The organism is Delftia sp. 11MD, assembly GCF_050907895.1.
In the GTDB taxonomy this organism is placed as follows: domain Bacteria; phylum Pseudomonadota; class Gammaproteobacteria; order Burkholderiales; family Burkholderiaceae_C; genus Comamonas; species Comamonas tsuruhatensis.
In genome coordinates, this window is sequence record NZ_CP194333.1 from 2,364,212 (window position 1) to 2,383,902 (window position 19,691).

Genomic DNA, 19,691 nt, shown 5'->3' on the forward strand with positions numbered 1-19,691 from the left:
GCGGCCGGCTCCTGCGTCAGGACTGCGCTTGCAGCCGGCGGGCCACGTCGGCTTCATAGGCCGCGCAGACCGCGTGGCCGGGGCCGTCTGCGCGCACTTGGCCACGCTCCAGCCAGAGCACGCGGCCAAAGCTGCGCACGTGGTCCAGCACATGGGTGGAGACCAGCACCTGCTGCTCGGCGGCCGCGATGTCCCTGGCCAGCCGCGCCTGGCCCGGCAGGTCCAGGCTGGCGAAGGGCTCGTCCAGCAGCAGCACGCGCGGCGCGGCAATGAGCAGGGCCAGCCAGCACACCTGCTGGCGCTGGCCCTGGCTGAGCCCGGCCACGGCGCGCGGAGCCCAGTCGGCCAGGCCGCGGCTGCTCAGCAGGGCGCGGGCGCGCTCCGTGGCCTCGCGCCGCGAGATGCCCGAAGGGCGCAATCCCAGGGCCAGCTCTTCCTCCACGGTGGGGAAGATGATCTGGTCGTCGGGGTTCTGGAACATCAGCCCGACCTGGCCCGGCCGCCTGGCGCGGGCCTCGTGCAGTTCGGTGCCGTCCAGTAGCACGCGCCCGGCCTGCGGCGCATCCAGGCCGCACAGCAGCCGGAACAGACTGGTCTTGCCCGCGCCGTTGTCGCCGATGAGTCCCACGCGCGGCTCGTCCAGCTGCAGGTCCAGGCCGTCAAAGACGGTCGTGATGCCGCGCCGCAGGCGCACGGCTTCCACGCGCAGGCTGGCGGCGCAGGCGGGGCAGTCGGCAGTTCGGGAGGATTCAGGCATGGCGAATGAAAGCGGGTACTTACCTGTAGTGCACGCAACCACAAGGAATCTTGCCGTTGTACAGGCCTGTCGGGGGCGGATTCTAGCAATGCCGTCCAGGCCGTACATCAAGGCTTGAAAGACGGCAATCGATATAAGCACCGTATTTTTTATTCTTTTGTTTGAACAACGTTTTGCAACACACTCGTTAGAACACTAATGACGGCAGATCCTGGGGATTCGCCTGTGCTTGGCGACGACGCAAGACAACGCATGCCCATCGGCTTGCAACTGCGTCCAACTGCGTAGCACAGGACCCGGAAATTGCGCGCCATTGCCTGGAGATGGCGGTGCAAAGGCTGCCGTTGTCGATCCCAGGACCGTTTTCACTGCCGAACCGAGACTCCATGACCGTCCAGACCGCCGATTTCGCCCCGGAAAACGCGCTGATCCGCCTGCGCGACCTGCAAAAGAAATTTGTAACAGCCGATGGCAAGCACTTCGATGCCGTGCGTTCGGTATCACTGGACATCGGCCAGGGCACGGTCTTCGGCCTGATCGGCAAGAGCGGTGCGGGCAAGTCCACGCTGCTGCGCCTGATCAACCTGCTCGAGCGTCCCGACAGCGGCGAGGTGGTGGTGGCCGGCCAGCGCCTGACCGACCTGGGCCGCCGCGCGCTGCGCGAGGCGCGCCAGAACATCGGCATGATTTTTCAGCAGTTCAACCTGCTGCAGAACGCCAGCGTGTTCGAGAACGTGGCCTTTCCGCTGCGCATCCATGGCGGCCACTCGCGCGCCCAGATCGAGCAGCGCGTGCGCGAATGCCTGGACATCGTGGGCCTGGCCGACAAGGCCGGCAGCTATCCGGCCCAGTTGTCCGGAGGTCAGAAGCAGCGCGTGGCGATTGCGCGTGCCCTGGCGCCGCGCCCGCAGGTGCTGCTGTGCGACGAGCCCACCTCGGCGCTGGACAGCGAGACCACGCGCTCCATCCTGGCCACGCTGGCGGACATCAACAGCCGCCTGGGCGTGACCATCGTCATCGTCACGCACGAGCTGGCCGTGGTCGATGCGCTGTGCAGCGAAGTGGCCATCATCGAGCAGGGCCAGGTGGCAGAACGCTTCACGCTGCCCGCCCTGCCGCAGGGCCGGGCCTACGAGGCGCCGCAGCGCGCCACGCTGCTGGGCAGCGAACTCGAGGCCCTGCGCGTGGAGCGTGCCGACAAGGCCCTGCGCGAGCGCGGCGCCACCCGCCCCGTGGTGCTGCGCGCCGTGGGCGGCTCCGAGCACTGACGGGCTTTCGCCCGGTCCCGTTTTCCTCTTCTTTTAGCTTCCGCATTCCCATGTCTGAAAACATCGTCGAAATCCTGCCCGAGCTGTGGCTGGCCATGGGCCAGACCCTTTTGATGCTGGGCATCGGCCTGTCGGCCGCCGTGCTGATCGGCGGCCCGCTGGGCGTGCTGCTGTTCCTGCTGGGCCCCGGCCAGTCGCTGGACAACCGCCCGGCCTTTGCCGTGCTGAACTGGACGGTCAATACCGTGCGGTCCTTCCCCTTCATCATCTTGCTGGTCGCCCTGGTGCCCTTCACGCGCTGGCTGGCCGGCACCTCCATCGGCCCGCTGGCTGCGGCCGTGCCGCTGTCCGTGGCGGCCATTCCCTACCTGGCACGCCTGGTGGACCAGTGCCTGCGCGACGTGCCGCGCGGCGTGATAGAGGCCGCGCACGCCATGGGCGCCTCGGAGCTGCAGATCGTCTGGCGCGTGCTCATCGTCGAGGCGCGCTCGGGCCTGGTGCTGGCGCTGACCGTGCTGGCCGTGAGCTTTCTGTCGTACTCGGCCATTGCCGGCGTGGTGGGCGGCGGCGGCATTGGCGATCTGGCCATCCGCTATGGCTACTACCGCTTCCAGACCGATGTGATGGTGCTCACCGTGACCATCCTCGTGGCCATGGTCCAGGTCATCCAGTTCGTGGGCAACACGGCGGCCCGCCGCCTGGACAAGCGCGGCTGAGCGCGCTGTCCAGACCCGCTTTCTTCTTTCTTCCCGCTCCCTCCCAAAAAAGGATTCCGACATGACCGCATCCCTTTCCTTCGTGCGCCGCCACCTGCTGGCCTCGGCCGCCGCCCTTGCCGCTGCCAGCGTGCTGGCGCTGCCCGCCCATGCCCAGGCCGACAAGAAGCAGCTGGTGATCGGCGGCACGGCAGGCTCCAACATCGACCAGCTCAAGCAGGGCATCGTGCCGCTGCTGCAAAAGAAGGGCTACCAGGTCAAGCTGGTGGAGTTCAACGACTACGTGCAGCCCAACCTGGCGCTGGCCCAGGGCTCGCTGGATGCCAACTTCTTCCAGCACCGTGTCTACCTGCAGAAGTTCGCGGCCGACCAGAAGCTGGACCTGGTGGAACTGGTGCAAGGCCCCATTGCCCCCCTGGGCGTGTACTCCAAGACCCGCAAGACCCTGGCCGAGGCCAAGGAAGGCGACCGCGTGACCCTGCCCAACGACCCGAGCAACCTGGCCCGCGCGCTGGTGCTGCTGGAGCAGGCCGGCCTGATCAAGGCCAAGCCCGGCATCGACCCGCTGCGCGTGTCCGAAAAGGACCTGGCCGAGAACCCGCGCAAGCTCAAGTTCATCCCGCTGGAAGCCGCGCAGCTGCCGCGCTCGCTGGGCGATACCGAATACGCCATCATCAACGGCAACTTCGCCATCTCCTCGGGCCTGAAGCTGACCGAGGCCGTCTCGCTGGAAAAGACCCCCGACCACTACCTGAACGTGGTGGCCATCAAGAAGAAGGACCAGGGCGCGGCATGGGCCAAGGACCTGGCCGAGGTCTACCGTTCGGCGGAGTTCAAGGCCGTGGTGGACAGCAAGTTCCAGGGCTATGCCAAGCCCACTTTCCTACAGTAAGCGCCGTGCAGGCAGCCACATAATGGCTGCCTGCGGGAGGTACGCCTCCCGCCCGTTTTTCGCCACTTCCTCCAGGAGCAATGCATGAGCCAGATCAAGGTCGCTGTCATCGTGGGCAGCCTGCGCAAGGATTCCTTCAACCGCAAATTCGCCGACGCCATTGCGCGCCTGGCACCCGAAGGCCTGGTCTTCGAGCAGGTCGCCATCGATGCCCTGCCGCTGTACAACCAGGACCATGACGGCAATGAGGTGGACGTGGTCAAGCAGTTCCGCGCCCAGATCCAGTCGGCCCAGGCCGTGCTGTTCCTGACGCCCGAGTACAACCGCTCGATTCCCGGCGTGCTCAAGAACGCGCTGGACCAGGGCTCGCGCCCCTACGGCAAGAGCGTCTGGGCCGGCAAGCCCGCTGCCGTGGCCGGCGTCTCCGTGGGTGCCATCGGCACGGCGCTGGCGCAGCAGCACCTGCGCAATGTGCTGGCCTACCTGGACATGCCCACGCTGGCCCAGCCCGAAATCTTCATCCAGGCCAAGGACGGCCTGTTTGCCGAAGACGGCTCCATTGGCGCCGGCAGCCGCGACTTCGTGAACGGCTTCGTGCAGAAGTTCGCGGCCTGGGTGCGCAAGCACCAGTGAGCGGTGCGGCAAGGCCGCTCAAGACACAAAAAAGCCCGGCAATGCCGGGCTTTTGCGTTGGGGGGCCTGCGAGCGCAGAGCTCAGGCAGCGTCAGGAAGCGGGAGACGGGTTGGCAATCGCCGCAGCAGGGCGTGCGGCGGACGATGCCTTCTCGCGCGCCTGGGCCTGGTCGATGGCGTCGATGATCACCACGCCGGTCGACTTGACACCGGGCGCCGAAAAGCCGGCACCGGGCGTCACGCCGGGATGGGCCAGCAGCTTGCGCGTCATTTCCTGGTTCAGCTGCTGCTGGCTGGGCTTGGCGGGGGTGGGCGCTGCGGCGGGCTGCTCGGGCTCCTCGGGCGCAGGTGCCTCGTCGGTGTTGCGCACATAGCTGCGGTACACGCGGGAATTGAGCTGCTCCTGATCCTGCTCGCGCTGGTACTGCAGGAACTGGTAGACGCCAATGCCCACCACGGTGATGGCCAGCAGGGACACGGCGATCACCGTGATCACCAGGTTTTCATCGGACGGAGGGCGGGCATGGACAGGGCCGCGGGGCCGGACATGGGGGCGGGGACTTGTGGCTGGCATGGATGGAAGGCAGTGAATGCAATGAGGCTGCCTGGATATCGGCAGGTCCGCCGACTTTCTGAAATACAGACGGTTCGTGTCGGACAAAGCCGCGAATATGGCGGTGATGGGTCAGCCTAACAGCTTCGTGTGTCGTGCAAGGCCAGGCAGGCATTGGATTTTTCAAAGAAGCGGAAAAAGCGGATACCTGTTTTGTTTGGTAACGCCCACTAGACTGCTGGCGTGACGTTCATGACGGCATTCATCCATAAGGGCGAGACAAGATGCAAAAAAAGGGCTGGAAAAATCTGTGCAGGGGCGCCGCGCTGAGCGTGGCATTGGTGACCGTATTGGCGGCGTGCGGCGGTGGGGGAGGCGATGGCAATGGCTCAGTTGTCGAGCCGCAGCCGGCGCCTGTGCAGATGTCGCTGCTGGCGGGTTCGCTTGCAAGCAAGCCCGACGCACTGGCTCAGGACCACTGTGGTCAGGTCAACGGCGTGGGCGCGCAGGCGCGGTTTTCGAGAATCACCGATCTCGCCCTTTCGCCGCTTGGCGACATTTATGTGTCGGAAGATGTTTATCCGCCTGTGTCACCGCAGCCGCCTTGCCCCACACCCGAGCGCTCTCGCATTCGCCGGATTGCGGGGGAAGGTGTGGTGTCCACCTTCTCCACAGGGGGTGACCGCGACTGGGGCGAGCCCCGCAACTATCTGTATCCGCGCGCTATTGCAGCAGGTGGCAGTGGCGAGGTCTTTGTTGCGGATGGCCTGACCTGTGCAGAGTGCGCTGTCTTCAGTGGAGGCATGCCCCGCAATGGCATGGGCGTCTGGGTGCAGCAGGCATCGGGCGCAGTGCGGGCGCTGGCCGGTGGTGGGCCCAATTCAAGTGGCCCTAAGGATGGCGTTGGCGCTGCAGCGATTTTTTCCGGCCCCCATGCCATGCGACGTACGCCCGATGGCCGGCTGTTCGTGCTGGATGGGAACAGGCTGCGTCAGGTCACGGCCGATGGTGAGGTCACCACGTTGCCAGGCGAAGGTTTCAACGCGCTCGCCGTCGCCAGCAATGGGCAACTGCTGGTGGCCCGTGGTGGAGAAATCCTCAACTACACGACAGGCCAAACGCTGGCTAGGCTGGATGACAACGTGACTTCCATGGCCCTGGACAGCAGGAATGGCATCTACGTTGTGACCAGCAACCGCAGCACCCTGGTCCAAAAGCTTTCGGATAGCGGGCAGCTCAGCATCGTGGCAGGACGTGTGGACAGCGCACCCCTGGCATACGAGCTGGGGCCGCTGCCTGGCAAGCTGCTGCACGTCAAAGCCATTGCTTTCGACCGCCAGGACCGTTTGTTGATCGCCGGCGCGTACGCCGTCGTTCGCACCAGTCCGCTGGTGCGCTGATTGCGACGGCTGCCAGGCTCGGCGGCCAGCAAAAAGCGCAGGCGCCCCGGTCAGGGTGCCTGCGCTTTTTTATGCGCAAGACCGAGCTCAGGCGGCGATGGCCGCTTCCTGATTGGCGGCAGCCGCTGCACGCACGATGTCGTTGCGGGCCGATTCCAGGGCCTTGGCCTTGGACTCATCGCCCATGGCCACGCCTTCTGCGCGCACGATGCTCACATCGGTGATGCCCAGGAAGCCGAACACCGTCTTCAGGTAGCTTTCCTGGTGCTCCAGGGCCTGGCCCATTTCGCTGGTGGAGTACACACCGCCGCGCGTGGAGGCCACGATGACCTTCTTGCCCTTGGCCAGGCCTTCGGGGCCGGCTGCGGTGTAGCGGAAGGTGCGGCCGCCCTGGGCGATGCGGTCGATCCAGGCCTTGAGCTGGCTGGAGATGGTGAAGTTGTAGAAGGGGGCGCCGACCACGACCACATCGGCCGCCAGGAACTGGCTCACCAGGGCTTCGGAGATGGCGTTCTGTGCGCGCTCGGCTTCCGTCGTGGCGGCCTGGCCGGTGCGAAAGCCCATGGACACTGCGTTCAGGTGGTCGGGGGCGTTCACGGCCAGATCCAGGTACTCGACCTTGGCGCCGGGATTGGCGGCCACCAGGGCGGCCACGGTCTGGGCGGTCAGCTGGCGGGACACCGAAGCGGCGCCGGTGATGGAAGAGTCGATGTGCAGCACTTGCATGAAAAAGCTCCTGGGATGTCGGTTGGGATCGCGGTTGGGATCGGCCATTCGGGAAAGCTTGTAGGGCCGACGATGGGATCAATTGTGAATTTGGACAGAGTCTTTGATAAGCCGCAGAAATTGCGATAGATTGTCCTGAATTTGCAGCCAATGAGCACAGGGAGGGACGAGCGACATGATGGATCTCAACGACATGCTGTACTTCGCCGAGGTCGTGGAGCGCGGCGGCTTCGCCTCTGCCGGGCGGGCGCTGGGCATACCCAAGTCCAGGCTGTCGCGGCGCGTGGCCGAACTGGAGGCCCGGCTCGGAGTGCGCCTGCTGCAGCGCACCACGCGCAAGCTCTCGCTGACCCAGGTGGGCGAGGCCTATCTGCGCCATTGCCAGGCCATGCGCGATGCGGCCCTGGCCGCCGCCGACACCGTGGCCGAGGTGCAGACCGAGCCGCGCGGCACCATCCGCGTGAGCTGCCCCGTCACCCTGGCCCAGACCGTGCTGGGCGAGCTCATGCCCCAGTTCCTGCAGCGCTGCCCGCTGGTGCATGTGGAGATGCAGGTGACCAACCGGCCCGTGAACCTGGTGGAGGAGGGCATCGACGTGGCGCTGCGCGTGCGCCCCAGTCTGGAGGACAGCGGCTCCATGGTCGTCAAGCGGCTGGATGTGGCGCGCCAGATCCTCGTGGCCAGCCCGGAGCTGCTGGAGCGCCAGGGCACGCCGCGCGCCCTGGCCGACCTGCAGCACCTGGACAGCATGTCCATGTCGGCGGTGGATGGCCAGTCCAGCCTGCTGCTGGTCGGCCCCGAAGGCCGCGAGCAACGCCTGCAGCTGCAGCCGCGCTATGTGGTGGATGACCTGCTGACGCTGAAATTCGCGGCGCTGGCCGGCAGCGGCATGTGCTGGCTGCCCGACTACATGTGCCATGAGGAACTGGCCGAAGGCCGGCTGGTCCATCTGCTGCCGGGCTGGGAGCCGCCGCAGGGCATCGTGCATGCGGTCTTCCCCTCGCGGCGCGGCCTGGCGCCGGCCGTGCGGCATTTCCTGGACTTCCTGGGAGAGACCGTGCCGGGGCGAAACAGCCACGCCACGCGCGAGCCGGTGGCGCGCTGAGGCTGCACCCCGCCACGCCATAAGAAAACAACAAATCGTTCGTTGGGATCGTCGGCGGCGTTCTCCACAATCGGGGCCCATGTCCAGCAATGGACAGTCCAGGAGAACCCATGAATCCCCACCGCATCATCATCGTGCCCGGCTGGCGCAACTCCGGTCCTGACCACTGGCAAAGCCTGTGGGCGCAGCAGCTGCCGCATGCCGAGCGCGTGGAGCAGGACGACTGGCTGGTGCCCCACCGCGATCCCTGGGTGGCCGCGCTGGAGCAACTGGTGCTGTCCCGGCCCGAGCCGGTGGTGCTGGCCGCCCACAGCCTGGGCTGCATCACGGCAGCGCACCTGGGTCCCGAGGCCAGTGCGCGCGTGCGCGGTGCGCTGCTGGTGGCGCCGGCCGATCCCGAGCGCCGTGCCCAGCTGGCCGACTTTGCGCCCGTGCCCTATGCGCCGCTGCCGTACCGCAGCGTGCTGGTGGCCAGCAGCAACGATCCCTACTGTCCGATCCGCCGGGCCGGCGCCTATGCGCGGGCCTGGGGAAGCGAGTTCGTGCGGCTGCAGAACGCGGGGCACATCAATGTCGAATCAGGCTTTGGCGACTGGCCCCTGGGCCTGGCGCTGCTGCAGTCGCTTATGCAGGGCGACAGCTGGCAGCCGGCCCAGCCCCGGCCTGCCGTGCGTTCGCCGCGCTCGCCGCGTCCGCCACGTGTGGCGGCTGCGCATGCCTCCGTCTCTGCGGGCACTGGCGCTGGCGCGCCATGGGCTGCCGGCCTGTGATGGGCCGGCGGGTGACTGCGGGCAGGGCAGGTTCTTTATATGGTGACAGGCCATTAACAAACAAAAATATATTCTTTTGAGTTTTAAGTCAGCGTTCGCACAATGTGACTGTCTGTGAATCCACCGCAGAGATGTCCACTAATAAAAGGCAGCGAACCATGCATTCTTTGAAGCTCAAGACTTTGTTGGCCACCCTGGCGCTGGCCGCCGCAGGAACCGTATCGGCGCAGAACCAGCTGCTCAACGTCTCCTACGACGTGGCACGCGAGTTCTACAAGGACTACAACGCCGCCTTCGTCGCCCACTACAAGAAGACCAAGGGCGTGGACATCAAGGTGGACCAGTCGCACGGTGGCTCCAGCGCCCAGGCGCGTGCCGTCAACGACGGCCTGGCCGCCGACGTGGTGACCTTCAACACCACCACCGACGTGCAGTTCCTGGCCGACAGCGGCGTGGTCGCCAAGGACTGGGCCAAGAAATTCCCCAATGACGCCTCGCCCACCACATCGACCATGCTGTTCCTGGTGCGCAACGGCAATCCCAAGAACATCAAGGACTGGAGCGACCTGATCCGTCCCGACGTGAAGGTCGTGGTGGTCAATCCCAAGACCGGCGGCAATGGCCGCTACGCCTACCTGGCGGCCTGGGGTTCGGTGCGCGAGAAGGGCGGCACCGATGCGCAGGCGGCCGAGTTCGTGCAGCAGCTCTACAAGAACGTGCCCGTGCTGGGCAAGGGCGGTCGCGACGCGACCAGCATCTTCCTGCAGCGCAACATCGGCGACGTGCTGATCACCTTCGAATCCGAAGTGGTCTCCGTGGATCGCGAATTCGGCAAGGGCAAGGTCGATGCCGTCCATCCCTCGGTGTCCATCGTGGCCGAGAACCCCGTGGCCGTGGTCGAGCGCACCGTGGCCAAGAAGGGCACGGGCCAGCTGGCGCACGACTACCTGGCCTGGCTGTACTCCGACGAGGCCCAGGAAATCGCCGCACAGCACGCGCTGCGCCCCCGCTCCGAGGCCGTGCTCAAGAAGCACGCCGACGTGTTCAAGCCCATCAAGCAGTTCACCGTGGCCAAGTATTTCGGCTCGCTGTCCGAAGCCCAGAAGGTGCACTTCAACGACGGCGGACAGTTCGACAAGATCTACGTCCCCGGCAAGTAAGCACGCAAGCAGGCATGAAGGCGGCGCAGTCCGCCTGAGGCCCCCTCCCCACATTGGCTGATTTGGAATCCAACATGGTGTCTGCCGTTCCGACCAGCCCAAGGCCTGGCGCCGACGCTCCTGTGCCCGCACCGTCCGGTGCGGCGCGCAAAGGGCGCGGCGCCAAGCGCGTTTTGCCCGGCTTCGGGCTGACCTTGGGCTATACGCTGTTTTATCTGAGCCTGATCGTGCTGATCCCGCTGTCGGCACTGCTGTTCAAGACCTTCTCGCTCACCTGGCCCCAGTTCTGGGAGGCCGTGGCCTCGCCGCGCGTGCTGGCCTCGTACCGGCTGACGTTTGGCGCCTCGTTCGCGGCGGCCTGCGTGAACCTGGTGTTCGGCCTGCTGATCGCCTGGGTGCTGGTGCGCTACAAGTTCCCGGGCAAGAAGATCGTCGATGCGCTCGTCGATCTGCCCTTTGCCCTGCCCACGGCCGTGGCCGGCATTTCGCTGACTGCCTTGCTGGCCGGCAATGGCTGGGTGGGCCAGTACCTGGAGCCCTACGGCATCCAGCTGGCCTTCAATCCGAACGGCGTGGTGATTGCGCTGATCTTCATCGGCCTGCCCTTTGTCGTGCGCACGGTGCAGCCGGTGCTGGAAGACTCCGAGAAGGAGCTGGAAGAGGCCGCCACCAGCCTGGGCGCCTCGCGCTGGCAGATCTTCTACAAGGTGATCCTGCCGGCCATCACGCCCGCGCTGCTCACGGGCTTTGCCATGGCGTTTGCACGCGCCATCGGCGAGTACGGATCGGTCATCTTCATCGCGGGCAACATGCCCATGATTTCCGAGATCACACCGCTGATCATCATCGGCAAGCTGGAGCAATACGACTACGCAGGCGCCACGGCCGTGGCCGTGGTGATGCTGCTGTTCTCCTTCGTGATGCTGCTGGTCATCAACGCGCTGCAGGCATGGCAGCGCAAGCATTCGGGAGGGGCTTGAGATGGCGTTGTCTCCACAGGAAGCATTGCTTCTCAAGATCATTGGCGCGGTGCTGGTCGCCGTGCTGGTGCTGTACAGGCTCACGGCGCCCCCGAAGGGCCGGCGTGAAAAGCTCTCCACCACCGAGCCGCGCGCTGTGCGCTGGATTCTCACGGGCATTGCGCTGACCTTCATCGGCCTGTTCCTGGTGCTGCCACTGGCGGCCGTGTTCACCGAGGCGCTGCGCAAGGGCTGGGATGCCTATGTCGCCGGCCTGCAGGAGCCCGATGCCTGGTCGGCCATCAAGCTGACCCTGATCACGGCGCTGATCGCCGTGCCGGTGAACCTGGTGTTCGGCGTGGCGGCGGCCTGGTGCATTGCCAAGTTCCAGTTCCGTGGCAAGGCCTTTCTGATCACGCTGATCGACCTGCCGTTCTCGATCTCGCCCGTGGTGGCGGGCCTGATGTACGTGCTGGTGTTCGGTGCCCACGGCTGGTTCGGCCCCTGGCTGGCCGAGCATGACATCAAGATCATCTTCGCCGTGCCCGGCATCGTGCTGGCCACCATCTTCGTGACCTTCCCCTTCATCGCGCGCGAGCTGATCCCGCTGATGCAGGCGCAGGGCAGCGACGAGGAGCAGGCCGCCATCGTGCTGGGCGCCACGGGCTGGCAGACCTTCTGGAAGGTCACCGTGCCCAACATCAAGTGGGGCCTGCTGTACGGCGTGATTTTGTGCAATGCGCGCGCCATGGGCGAGTTCGGCGCGGTGTCCGTGGTCTCGGGCCACATCCGTGGCCAGACCAACACCATTCCGCTGCATGTGGAGATCCTCTACAACGAGTACCAGTCCGTTGCCGCCTTCGCTGCCGCATCGCTGCTGGCTCTGCTGGCCCTGGTGACCCTGGTCATCAAGTCGGTGGCCGAGTGGCGTGCCGAGCACCAGGCCAAGGCCGCAGCCGAGCTGCCTCCCGAGCGCCCCACGCCGGCTTCCCAGGCATCCCGTGTGCCGCAGGTGTCCTGAGGCCCGCCCCGACCAGAAAAGAGCAAGAGCAAGACCATGAGCATTGAAATACGCAACGTCAGCAAGCAGTTCGGCGATTTCCAGGCCCTGCGCGATGTGAGCCTGGACATCCAGTCCGGCGAACTCATCGCGCTGCTCGGCCCCTCGGGCTGCGGCAAGACCACGCTGCTGCGCATCATCGCGGGGCTGGAGACGCCCGACGTGGGCAGCATCCACTTCAGCGGCGAGGACACGACCGACGTCCATGTGCGCGAGCGCAACGTGGGATTCGTGTTCCAGCACTACGCGCTGTTCCGCCACATGACGGTGTTCGAGAACGTGGCCTTCGGCCTGCGCGTGAAGCCCCGCAGCCAGCGCCCCAGCGAAGCCCAGATCCGCGACAAGGTGATGAGCCTGCTCAAGCTGGTGCAGCTGGACTGGATCGCGGACCGCTTTCCGTCCCAGCTGTCGGGTGGCCAGCGCCAGCGCATCGCGCTGGCCCGCGCCCTGGCGGTGGAGCCCAAGGTGCTGCTGCTCGACGAGCCCTTCGGCGCGCTGGATGCCAAGGTGCGCAAGGAGTTGCGCCGCTGGTTGCGCCACCTGCATGACGAGCTGCATGTGACCTCCATCTTCGTGACCCACGACCAGGAAGAGGCACTGGAAGTGGCCGACCGCGTGGTCGTCATCAACCAGGGCCGCATCGAGCAGGAGGGCACGCCCCAGCAGGTCTGGGACAACCCGGCCACGCCCTTCGTCTACGGCTTCCTGGGTGATGTCAACCTGTTCAAGGGCCGCGCCAGCGATGGCCGTGTCTACCTGGACGACGGCACCCAGCTGGACAGCCACGACGCCAAGGGCGCCAGCGACAGCAAGGCCTTCGCCTATGTGCGCCCGCACGATCTGGAGGTGGAGCGCTACTCGCCCGGCCAGAACCTGGACGTCCAGGGACGGCCCACGGGCATCGTCGTGCAGCTGGCCCGTGCCATCGTCGTGGGGCCCATTGCGCGCCTGGAACTTATTCCATCGGAGAGCACCGAAAGCACGGACAATGCCGAAGAGGGTGGCCTGATCGAGGCGCAGATTCCTGCGCAGCAGTTCAGAGACATGGCGCTGCGCGAGGGGGAAACCCTGGTGGTGACACCGCGCCGCGCCAAGGTGTTCCTGGACGAGGCGGCTGGCATCTGACGGCGCGGCAACGGTTTCCTGCACCCGCTGAACAGGGCTGCAGCGCCGGGCCGGCGCCGCAGCCCTGATTTCATTCAACCGGGTGACGAAAGACAAGAATGCTTCAATGGTTTGACAACGCTCCGCGCCGCATCCTGGCGCTCATCAGCCTGGCCTGCGTGGCCATGCTGGCCTTCGGCATGTATCTGCAGCATGTGGTCGGGCTGGAGCCCTGCCCGATGTGCATCGTGCAGCGCTACGCGCTGATCGGCGTGGCCATCTTCGCGGGCCTGGGCAGCGTACGCGGCGGGCGCGGCTGGCTGATGGGTTGGGGCATCGCGGCGCTGGTCGCCGCAGGCTTTGGCGCCTTCGTCGCCGCGCGCCAGAGCTGGCTGCAGTGGTATCCGCCCGAGTTCGCCACCTGCGGGCGCGACTTCTACGGAATGATCGAGAACTACTCCATCAGCCGTGCCGTGCCCATGATCTTCCGTGGCTCGGGTGACTGCGTTGCCGTGGACTGGAGCTTCCTGGGCGGCTCCATCGCCAACTGGTCCTTCATCTGCTTCGCCATCATGAGCGTGGCCGTCTTGGTGCTGCTGGTGCGCGGCGCTGCCCGCAGGCGCTGAGGCCTAGGCTGAGGCTTGCGCCAGTCGCCGCTGCAGCGACTGCGCCAGGGTGCTCAGAATCAGCCAGCAGGACGTGGCGCCCGCGTCCAGCACGCCGATGGAGCGCGGCCCCAGCCGGGCCGAGCGCCCGATGCGGGCCTGCAGGTGGCGCGTGGATTCCTTGCCTGCCTCGGCCGCGGCCTCCATGGCCTGCAGCGCCTCGCGGAAACCGGCGCCGGCCTGCAGCGATTGCCGGTAGGCCTGCAGGGCCGGGGCCAGCGTATCGATGAGGGTCTTGTCGCCCACCCGGGCCTTGCCCATCTCCTGCACATCGGCGACGGCCCGCGCCAGCGCCTGGCCGAACAGGGCGGCATCCATCTCCTGCTCCGGCCCAAGAACATCGGCGAAGCCTTGGAAGAAGCTGCCGTACAGCGGGCCCATGGAGCCGCCGATATCGTCCATCAAGGCCTGGGACAGCTGCTGCAGCGCCGCAGGCAGCTGCGCCGCCTGGCCGGCGTCCATGGCATCGAGCCGTGCGCCGCAGCCGGAAAAGCCCTTGGCCATGTTGATGCCGTGATCGCCATCGCCGATCAGGCCGTCGATCTCGCTCAGGAACTCCCGGTGGCCGACGATGGCCGTGATCAGCTCGCGCACGATGCTGCCCGCGTCATCAAGCGCGATGGCCGGCCCTTCGCTGGTGCGCCTTGCGGCTTGGGGACGGGCGGTTTGTGCCTGTTCCTGGGCCTGTGCCGGCGTCCTTGCCGGAACAGAGGGCGGCGTTGGAATGGCCTCCTGCGGCTGGGGCGGCAGCCCGCCGGCCACGGTGAGGGCGACTGACTGGCAGGGCGCGTTGAGGCAGGCCAGCAGCTCGTCGTCCAGCTGCATCAGCGTGAGCGTGATGCCCATCATCTCCAGCGAGGTGAAGAGATTGCCCACCAGCCGGAAGGCCACCTGCATGCCGCGTTCTTGCAGGCGCCGGGCGACCTCGCCATAGAGGATGTACTGCTCCATCAGCGGCGTGGCGCCCAGGCCGGACAGCAGCACGGCCACGCGGTCGCCCGGGCAGAAGGGCAGGTCGGGCAGCAGGGTGTCCAGCATGCGCTCGGCCATATCGGCCGCCGTGGCCGTGCGGTGCACGGACATGCCGGGCTCGCCATGGTGGCCTATGCCCACCTCCATGCTGCCGCGCTCGATATGGAAATTGGCCTTGCCCACGGCGGGAATGGTGCATGCCGACAGGCCGATGCCGATGCTGCGCGTGCGGGCCATGGCGTGCCGGGCGATGGCGATGACTTCGTCGAGGCTGGCGCCCATGGCCGCCCGGGCGCCCGCCACCTTCCACATCAGGATCTCGCCGGCCACGCCGCGGCGGCTGGCCTCGTCGCCCCGCGCGGCAGAAGGCACGTCGTCGTTGGCCACCACGGTCCTGACCGCCATGCCTTCGGCTGTCGCCATCTGCACGGCCATGGCCACATTCATGTTGTCGCCTGCGTAGTTGCCATACAGGCAGGCCACGCCGGCGCCGCCATCGGCCGCGCGCATGGCGTCGTAGAAGCTTCTGGCCGTGGGGGACGAGAAGACCTCGCCCACGGCGGCGGCGTCGCACAGGCCTGCGCCCACATAGCCCAGAAAGGCCGGTTCGTGTCCCGACCCGCCGCCCGTCACGATGCCCACCTTGCCCCTGCGTGGCGCGCCATGCAGGCGCACGACGCGGGGGTTGCCTTCGTCGATGCGCAGGGTGTCGCCATGGGCGGCGATCCATCCCTGGAGCATGTCCTCCACCACCCGGTCGGGGTCGTTGATCACGCGGTTGGTCGTCATGCCGTTGTCTCCTCCAGGTGCAGTCCCGGCGGGTGTGCCGAAGACTGTTCATATGATCATTGAGTGGTCATTTTTGATTTGTTGAAATTGGCATGTCAATGCCTTTTGGCTATTCAATAGCCAAGGGAAAACGATAGGATTTGATGAATTTTGTAGAAAATTCAACAGGTTACGTATTCATCTTGCCGACTCACATAGCTATCGTTGTTTGACAACTGCTCTTCGATTGAGAAGACTCTCATAAAACATTGATCAAATGATCATGTGTTGGTCTTTTGTAATGAAGGGGATGCCATGAAGCTGGCCATCGGCTGCGACGAAGCCGCCTGCGACCTCAAGAACGCCGTGAAGCAGCATCTGCTGGCCCAGGGCCACGAAGTGGCCGACTTCGGCACGCATGACGGCGAGCCGGTGCTCTACCCCGACATCGGCATCGCGGTGGCGCAGGCCATCGTCCAGGGCCGCCATGAGCGCGGCGTTCTCCTGTGCGGCACGGGCATAGGCATGGCCATTGCGGCCAACAAGGTGGCAGGCATCCGCGCCGCGCAGGCGCATGACACCTATTCGGCCGAGCGCGCCAGCCGCAGCAACGACGCGCAGATCATCACGCTGGGCTCGCGCGTGATTGGGGTGGAGCTGGCCAAGGCCATCGTGGACCGCTTCCTCGCATCGCGCTTCGATGGCGGCAGCTCGGCCCTGAAGGTGGATGCCATCACCGGCTTCGAACGCTCGCAGGCCGCCGCGGCCGGGCGCGGGCAGGGCGCGTGACCATGGACACCGGCACCAGCACCGGCACCGCACTGCTGCAGGCGCGCGGCGTGGCCAAGAGCTTTGGCGGCGTCCCTGCGCTGCGCAACGGCTGCCTTGAGCTGCAGGCCGGCAGCGTGCACGCGCTGTGCGGCGGCAATGGCGCAGGCAAGTCCACCTTCCTGAACATCGTGATGGGCCTGTTGCGGCGCGATGCCGGCGAAATATTGCTCAAGGGCCGGCCGGTGGATTTCGCCACGCCGCACGAGGCGCTGGCGCACCGCCTGTCCATCATCACGCAGGAGCTGTCGCCCATCCCGGGCATGAGCGTGGCCGAGAACATCTTCCTGGGCCGCGAGCCCCGGCGCGCCGGCGTGGTGGTCCGCCATGCCGCGCTGCTGGAGCAGGCGGATGCGCTGCTCAGGCAGCTGGGCTTCGATATCGATCCGCGTGCGCAGATGGGCCGCCTGAGCCTGGCGCAGACCCAGCTGGTGGAGATTGCCAAGGCCCTGAGCCGGCAAAGCGAGCTGATCATCATGGACGAGCCCACCTCGGCCATTGGCGAAAGCGAGACCGCCATCCTCTTCGACGCGATACGCCGCGTGACCGCGCAGGGCGCCGGCATCCTCTACGTGTCGCACCGCCTGACGGAGATCTTCACCATTGCCGACAGCTACACGGTGTTCCGCGATGGCGGCTTCGTGCAGACCGGCGCGCTGGCCGATATCGACCGGCGGCAGCTGGTGAAGCTCATCGTGGGCCGGGAGGTCCGCGCTGCCGCCAGCGAGCGCAGGGCTGCGGCGCCGGGCGAGCCGCTGCTGTCGGTGCAGGGGCTCACGCGCCGGGGCGAGTTCGAGGACATCAGCCTGGACGTCGCCCCCGGCGAGGTGCTGGGCATCTACGGACTGATGGGATCGGGCCGCAGCGAATTCCTCAACTGCCTGTACGGCCTCACGCGCGCCGACCAGGGGCGGGCGAGCCTGGGCGGACGGCCCCTGCCGCGCGGCAATCCGGCGGCGTCGATCAAGGCGGGCCTGGCCCTGGTGACCGAGGACCGCAAGGCCACGGGGCTGGTGATCAGTTCCTCGGTGCGCTTCAACACCAGCTTGCCCGCACTGCCGGGCCTGCAGCGCGCCGGGGTGGTGGATGGCGCGGCAGAGCGCGTGCTGGTGGGCGGCCTGCTGCAGCGCCTGCGCGTGAAGCTGGCCAGCCCGGCCATGCCGGTGTCGGGCCTGAGCGGCGGCAACCAGCAGAAGGTGGTGCTGGCCCGCTGCATGGCCACCAATCCCGTCTGCCTGCTGTGCGACGAGCCCACGCGCGGCATCGACGAAGGCGCCAAGCGCGAGGTGTACGCCTTCCTGGCCTCGCTGGCCGCGCAAGGCCATGCCGTGGTGGTGGTGTCGTCCGAGGCGCCGGAACTGCTGGAGCTGAGCGACCGCATCGCCATCTTCCGCAAAGGCCGGCTTGACCGCGTGGTGGCCGGCCACGGCATCACGCAGGAGGCGCTGATGCACCTCGCGTCCTGAGCCCGGGCGATGCCCGCGCAGCGTTTTTCCCCTTGCCTTTCACAACACACAGGAGACATGACCATGCCGTTTTTCCGCTTCACCACCGTGCTTGCAGCCGCGCTTGCCGGTGGGCTGTTCTTGGCCGCAGCGCAGGTCCGGGCCCAGGCTCCGGCCCCGCTGTCGGCACCAGCGCCAGTGCCCGCACCGGCCAAGCCCTACCGCATAGGCGCGGCCGTCTATGGGCTCAAGGGCGAGTTCATGCAGATGTGGACCAAGGAGCTGAAGGCGCATCCGGCCGTGAAGGACGGCACGGTGCAGATCACCGTGTTCGACGGCAACTACGACGCGCTGACGCAGAGCAACCAGTTCGACACCATGATCACGCAGAAGTACGACGGCATCCTCTTCGTGCCCATCGACCTCAAGGCGGGCGCGGCGCCCGTGCACAAGGCGGTGAAGGCCGGCATTCCCGTGGTGGGCTCCAACACGCGCGTGCAGGGCGATGTGCTGACCTCCTACGTGGGCAATGACGATGTGGTGGCCGGCCGCATGCAGGCCGAGGCATTGATGAAGGCCATCGGCGGCAAGGGCAATATCGTCGTCATCGAGGGGCCCATAGGCCAGTCGGCACAGATCGAGCGGGCGCGCGGCAATGACGAGGTGCTGGCCCGCCACAAGGACGTGAAGGTGCTGGCGCGCAAGACCGCCAACTGGTCGCGTGCCGAGTCCATGGGACTGATGGAGAACTGGCTGACCGCATTCCCGGGCCAGATCCAGGGCGTGATCGCCCAGAACGACGACGAGGCCCTGGGCGCGGTGCAGGCCATCAAGACCAAGGGCATCGATATCAAGACCATCCCGGTGGTGGGCGTGGACGGCGTGGCCGCCGCCATCACGGCCGTCAAGCGCGGCGAGATGACCACCCATTTCCAGGACGCCCAGGCCCAGGCGCAGGGCGCGCTGGATGTGCTGCTGCGCCACCTTGTCGGCCCGTCCTACCGGCCGCGCTCGGTGGTATGGAGCGAGTATGCCCAGGCCATGCCCTGGGGCGATGGCACGGCCAAATCCTACGAGGTGCCCTGGACCGCCATCGTGCCCGCCAATGCCGACGCCTTCTTGCAGAAGGTGCGCAAATGAGCGCCGCCGGCCTGGAGCGGGACTTCGACGGCCGCACGGCCCTGGTCACCGGCGGCGCGGGCGGCATCGGCCTGGCGATTGCCCGGCAGCTCGCCCAAGGCGGTGCGCGTGTCGTCCTGGTGGACCTGGAGCGGCAGGCACTGGACGTGGCCGCTGCCAGCCTGGCGGAGCCCCGGCACCACCTGGCGCTGGCGGTGGATGTGACCAGGCCCGAGGGCGTGGAGCAGGCCGTGGCCACGGTGCTGGAGGCCACGGGCCGCATCGACATTCTGGTCAACAGCGCCGGCGTGGCGCTGCTGGAGCCGGCCGGCGAAGTCAGCGAGGCGGCCTGGGAGCGCACGCTGGCCGTCAACCTCACGGCGCCGCTGCTGATGGCCCAGGCGGTGGCACCGGCCATGCGCCGCCAGCGCCACGGCCGCATCATCAACCTGGCCTCGCAGGCCAGCGTGGTCGCGCTCCGGCGCCATGCCGCCTATTGCGCCAGCAAGGCGGGCCTGGTGGGGCTGACGCGCGTGCTGGCGCTGGAGTGGGCGACGGACGGCATCACCGTCAACGCCATCTCGCCGACCGTGGTGGACACGCCGCTGGGCCGCAAGGCCTGGGCCGGGCAGGTGGGGGAGGCCATGCGCGCACTCATTCCCACGGGCCGCTTTGCGCAGCCCGAGGAGGTGGCGCGGCTGGCCGTGTTCCTGGCCGGTACGCAGGCCGGCATGCTGACGGGCGAGAACATCGTCATCGACGGGGGCTACTCCATCCAGTGAGCGGCCTGC

At 66.9% G+C, this 19,691-nt stretch carries 20 protein-coding genes; 16 read left to right on the top strand and 4 right to left on the bottom strand.

The window, feature by feature from the left end:
* Positions 1-16 precede the first annotated feature (16 nt).
* Positions 17-757, bottom strand: a complete 741-nt coding sequence (locus ACRSCF_RS10675) for an energy-coupling factor ABC transporter ATP-binding protein (protein ID WP_016448268.1) — start codon at positions 755-757, stop codon at positions 17-19.
* A gap of 386 nt (positions 758-1,143) precedes the next feature.
* Here ACRSCF_RS10675 and ACRSCF_RS10680 point away from each other — a divergent pair, with 386 nt between their 5' ends.
* From ACRSCF_RS10680 to ACRSCF_RS10695, 4 genes are all read left to right on the top strand, one after another.
* A complete protein-coding gene (locus ACRSCF_RS10680; RefSeq protein ID WP_016448267.1) occupies positions 1,144-2,025 on the top strand; it encodes a methionine ABC transporter ATP-binding protein in 882 nt (293 codons plus the stop codon).
* Between the two features lie 50 nt (positions 2,026-2,075).
* Positions 2,076-2,741: a methionine ABC transporter permease gene (locus ACRSCF_RS10685; RefSeq protein WP_012206396.1), complete on the top strand. Its 666-nt coding sequence runs from the start codon at positions 2,076-2,078 to the stop codon at positions 2,739-2,741.
* Between the two features lie 61 nt (positions 2,742-2,802).
* Complete coding sequence (locus ACRSCF_RS10690; RefSeq protein WP_016453286.1) at positions 2,803-3,633, top strand: MetQ/NlpA family ABC transporter substrate-binding protein; 831 nt, start codon at positions 2,803-2,805, stop codon at positions 3,631-3,633.
* Positions 3,634-3,717: 84 nt separating this feature from the next.
* Complete coding sequence (locus ACRSCF_RS10695) at positions 3,718-4,266, top strand: NADPH-dependent FMN reductase (protein ID WP_034364541.1); 549 nt, start codon at positions 3,718-3,720, stop codon at positions 4,264-4,266.
* A gap of 91 nt (positions 4,267-4,357) precedes the next feature.
* Here the strand turns inward: ACRSCF_RS10695 and ACRSCF_RS10700 are convergent, their stop codons facing one another.
* Positions 4,358-4,762 carry a hypothetical protein gene (locus ACRSCF_RS10700; RefSeq protein WP_227472554.1) on the bottom strand — a complete coding sequence of 135 codons (405 nt, stop codon included), beginning with the start codon at positions 4,760-4,762 and terminating at the stop codon, positions 4,358-4,360.
* A 341-nt stretch (positions 4,763-5,103) separates the two neighbouring features.
* Here ACRSCF_RS10700 and ACRSCF_RS10705 point away from each other — a divergent pair, with 341 nt between their 5' ends.
* Positions 5,104-6,219, top strand: a complete 1,116-nt coding sequence (locus ACRSCF_RS10705) for a hypothetical protein (protein WP_026062879.1) — start codon at positions 5,104-5,106, stop codon at positions 6,217-6,219.
* An 87-nt stretch (positions 6,220-6,306) separates the two neighbouring features.
* On the opposite strand, the gene ACRSCF_RS10710 is transcribed toward ACRSCF_RS10705, so the two are convergent.
* Positions 6,307-6,945: an FMN-dependent NADH-azoreductase gene (locus tag ACRSCF_RS10710; RefSeq protein ID WP_016448263.1), complete on the bottom strand. Its 639-nt coding sequence runs from the start codon at positions 6,943-6,945 to the stop codon at positions 6,307-6,309.
* A 175-nt stretch (positions 6,946-7,120) separates the two neighbouring features.
* Between ACRSCF_RS10710 and ACRSCF_RS10715 the strand changes: the two genes are divergently transcribed.
* The 7 genes from ACRSCF_RS10715 to ACRSCF_RS10745 all read left to right on the top strand — a co-directional run bounded on the left by ACRSCF_RS10715 (position 7,121) and on the right by ACRSCF_RS10745 (position 13,729).
* On the top strand, positions 7,121-8,050 hold the full coding sequence (locus ACRSCF_RS10715) for a LysR family transcriptional regulator (RefSeq protein WP_016448262.1): 930 nt from the start codon (positions 7,121-7,123) through the stop codon (positions 8,048-8,050).
* 110 nt (positions 8,051-8,160) lie between these two features.
* A complete protein-coding gene (locus ACRSCF_RS10720) occupies positions 8,161-8,820 on the top strand; it encodes an RBBP9/YdeN family alpha/beta hydrolase (protein WP_013801694.1) in 660 nt (219 codons plus the stop codon).
* Between the two features lie 158 nt (positions 8,821-8,978).
* Complete coding sequence (locus ACRSCF_RS10725; protein ID WP_013801695.1) at positions 8,979-9,980, top strand: sulfate ABC transporter substrate-binding protein; 1,002 nt, start codon at positions 8,979-8,981, stop codon at positions 9,978-9,980.
* Between the two features lie 74 nt (positions 9,981-10,054).
* A complete protein-coding gene (gene cysT, locus ACRSCF_RS10730; RefSeq protein WP_013801696.1) occupies positions 10,055-10,960 on the top strand; it encodes a sulfate ABC transporter permease subunit CysT in 906 nt (301 codons plus the stop codon).
* Position 10,961: 1 nt separating this feature from the next.
* Positions 10,962-11,960 (top strand): sulfate ABC transporter permease subunit CysW, encoded by a 999-nt coding sequence (cysW, locus tag ACRSCF_RS10735; protein ID WP_016453281.1) that lies wholly within the window; start codon positions 10,962-10,964, stop codon positions 11,958-11,960.
* Positions 11,961-11,996: 36 nt separating this feature from the next.
* Positions 11,997-13,124, top strand: coding sequence for a sulfate/molybdate ABC transporter ATP-binding protein (locus tag ACRSCF_RS10740; RefSeq protein WP_016448258.1), 1,128 nt, complete (start codon positions 11,997-11,999; stop codon positions 13,122-13,124).
* 98 nt (positions 13,125-13,222) lie between these two features.
* Positions 13,223-13,729, top strand: coding sequence for a disulfide bond formation protein B (locus tag ACRSCF_RS10745; RefSeq protein WP_034364539.1), 507 nt, complete (start codon positions 13,223-13,225; stop codon positions 13,727-13,729).
* Between the two features lie 3 nt (positions 13,730-13,732).
* Here ACRSCF_RS10745 and dhaL read toward each other — a convergent pair whose 3' ends face one another.
* Positions 13,733-15,529: a dihydroxyacetone kinase subunit DhaL gene (gene dhaL, locus ACRSCF_RS10750; RefSeq protein WP_212646561.1), complete on the bottom strand. Its 1,797-nt coding sequence runs from the start codon at positions 15,527-15,529 to the stop codon at positions 13,733-13,735.
* A 294-nt stretch (positions 15,530-15,823) separates the two neighbouring features.
* Between dhaL and rpiB the strand changes: the two genes are divergently transcribed.
* From rpiB to ACRSCF_RS10770, 4 genes are all read left to right on the top strand, one after another.
* Positions 15,824-16,297, top strand: a complete 474-nt coding sequence (rpiB, locus tag ACRSCF_RS10755) for a ribose 5-phosphate isomerase B (protein ID WP_012206383.1) — start codon at positions 15,824-15,826, stop codon at positions 16,295-16,297.
* A gap of 2 nt (positions 16,298-16,299) precedes the next feature.
* Positions 16,300-17,802 (top strand): sugar ABC transporter ATP-binding protein, encoded by a 1,503-nt coding sequence (locus ACRSCF_RS10760; RefSeq protein WP_034367422.1) that lies wholly within the window; start codon positions 16,300-16,302, stop codon positions 17,800-17,802.
* Positions 17,803-17,865: 63 nt separating this feature from the next.
* Positions 17,866-18,921 carry a substrate-binding domain-containing protein gene (locus ACRSCF_RS10765; protein ID WP_212646560.1) on the top strand — a complete coding sequence of 352 codons (1,056 nt, stop codon included), beginning with the start codon at positions 17,866-17,868 and terminating at the stop codon, positions 18,919-18,921.
* A complete protein-coding gene (locus ACRSCF_RS10770) occupies positions 18,918-19,682 on the top strand; it encodes a GolD/DthD family dehydrogenase (protein ID WP_034367424.1) in 765 nt (254 codons plus the stop codon). Before ACRSCF_RS10765 ends, ACRSCF_RS10770 begins: the two co-directional genes overlap by 4 nt.
* The last annotated feature ends 9 nt before the right edge of the window (positions 19,683-19,691 follow it).

What these genes read in the sequence shown, in the direction of transcription:
- ACRSCF_RS10675 (WP_016448268.1), bottom strand. Translation starts at nt 757, where the DNA reads ATGCCTGAATCCTCCCGAACTGCCGACTGCCCCGCCTGCGCCGCCAGC.
- ACRSCF_RS10680 (WP_016448267.1), top strand. Translation starts at nt 1,144, where the DNA reads ATGACCGTCCAGACCGCCGATTTCGCCCCGGAAAACGCGCTGATCCGC.
- ACRSCF_RS10685 (WP_012206396.1), top strand. Translation starts at nt 2,076, where the DNA reads ATGTCTGAAAACATCGTCGAAATCCTGCCCGAGCTGTGGCTGGCCATG.
- ACRSCF_RS10690 (WP_016453286.1), top strand. Translation starts at nt 2,803, where the DNA reads ATGACCGCATCCCTTTCCTTCGTGCGCCGCCACCTGCTGGCCTCGGCC.
- ACRSCF_RS10695 (WP_034364541.1), top strand. Translation starts at nt 3,718, where the DNA reads ATGAGCCAGATCAAGGTCGCTGTCATCGTGGGCAGCCTGCGCAAGGAT.
- ACRSCF_RS10705 (WP_026062879.1), top strand. Translation starts at nt 5,104, where the DNA reads ATGCAAAAAAAGGGCTGGAAAAATCTGTGCAGGGGCGCCGCGCTGAGC.
- ACRSCF_RS10710 (WP_016448263.1), bottom strand. Translation starts at nt 6,945, where the DNA reads ATGCAAGTGCTGCACATCGACTCTTCCATCACCGGCGCCGCTTCGGTG.
- ACRSCF_RS10715 (WP_016448262.1), top strand. Translation starts at nt 7,121, where the DNA reads ATGATGGATCTCAACGACATGCTGTACTTCGCCGAGGTCGTGGAGCGC.
- ACRSCF_RS10720 (WP_013801694.1), top strand. Translation starts at nt 8,161, where the DNA reads ATGAATCCCCACCGCATCATCATCGTGCCCGGCTGGCGCAACTCCGGT.
- ACRSCF_RS10725 (WP_013801695.1), top strand. Translation starts at nt 8,979, where the DNA reads ATGCATTCTTTGAAGCTCAAGACTTTGTTGGCCACCCTGGCGCTGGCC.
- cysT (WP_013801696.1), top strand. Translation starts at nt 10,055, where the DNA reads ATGGTGTCTGCCGTTCCGACCAGCCCAAGGCCTGGCGCCGACGCTCCT.
- cysW (WP_016453281.1), top strand. Translation starts at nt 10,962, where the DNA reads ATGGCGTTGTCTCCACAGGAAGCATTGCTTCTCAAGATCATTGGCGCG.
- ACRSCF_RS10740 (WP_016448258.1), top strand. Translation starts at nt 11,997, where the DNA reads ATGAGCATTGAAATACGCAACGTCAGCAAGCAGTTCGGCGATTTCCAG.
- ACRSCF_RS10745 (WP_034364539.1), top strand. Translation starts at nt 13,223, where the DNA reads ATGCTTCAATGGTTTGACAACGCTCCGCGCCGCATCCTGGCGCTCATC.
- dhaL (WP_212646561.1), bottom strand. Translation starts at nt 15,529, where the DNA reads ATGACGACCAACCGCGTGATCAACGACCCCGACCGGGTGGTGGAGGAC.
- rpiB (WP_012206383.1), top strand. Translation starts at nt 15,824, where the DNA reads ATGAAGCTGGCCATCGGCTGCGACGAAGCCGCCTGCGACCTCAAGAAC.
- ACRSCF_RS10760 (WP_034367422.1), top strand. Translation starts at nt 16,300, where the DNA reads ATGGACACCGGCACCAGCACCGGCACCGCACTGCTGCAGGCGCGCGGC.
- ACRSCF_RS10765 (WP_212646560.1), top strand. Translation starts at nt 17,866, where the DNA reads ATGCCGTTTTTCCGCTTCACCACCGTGCTTGCAGCCGCGCTTGCCGGT.
- ACRSCF_RS10770 (WP_034367424.1), top strand. Translation starts at nt 18,918, where the DNA reads ATGAGCGCCGCCGGCCTGGAGCGGGACTTCGACGGCCGCACGGCCCTG.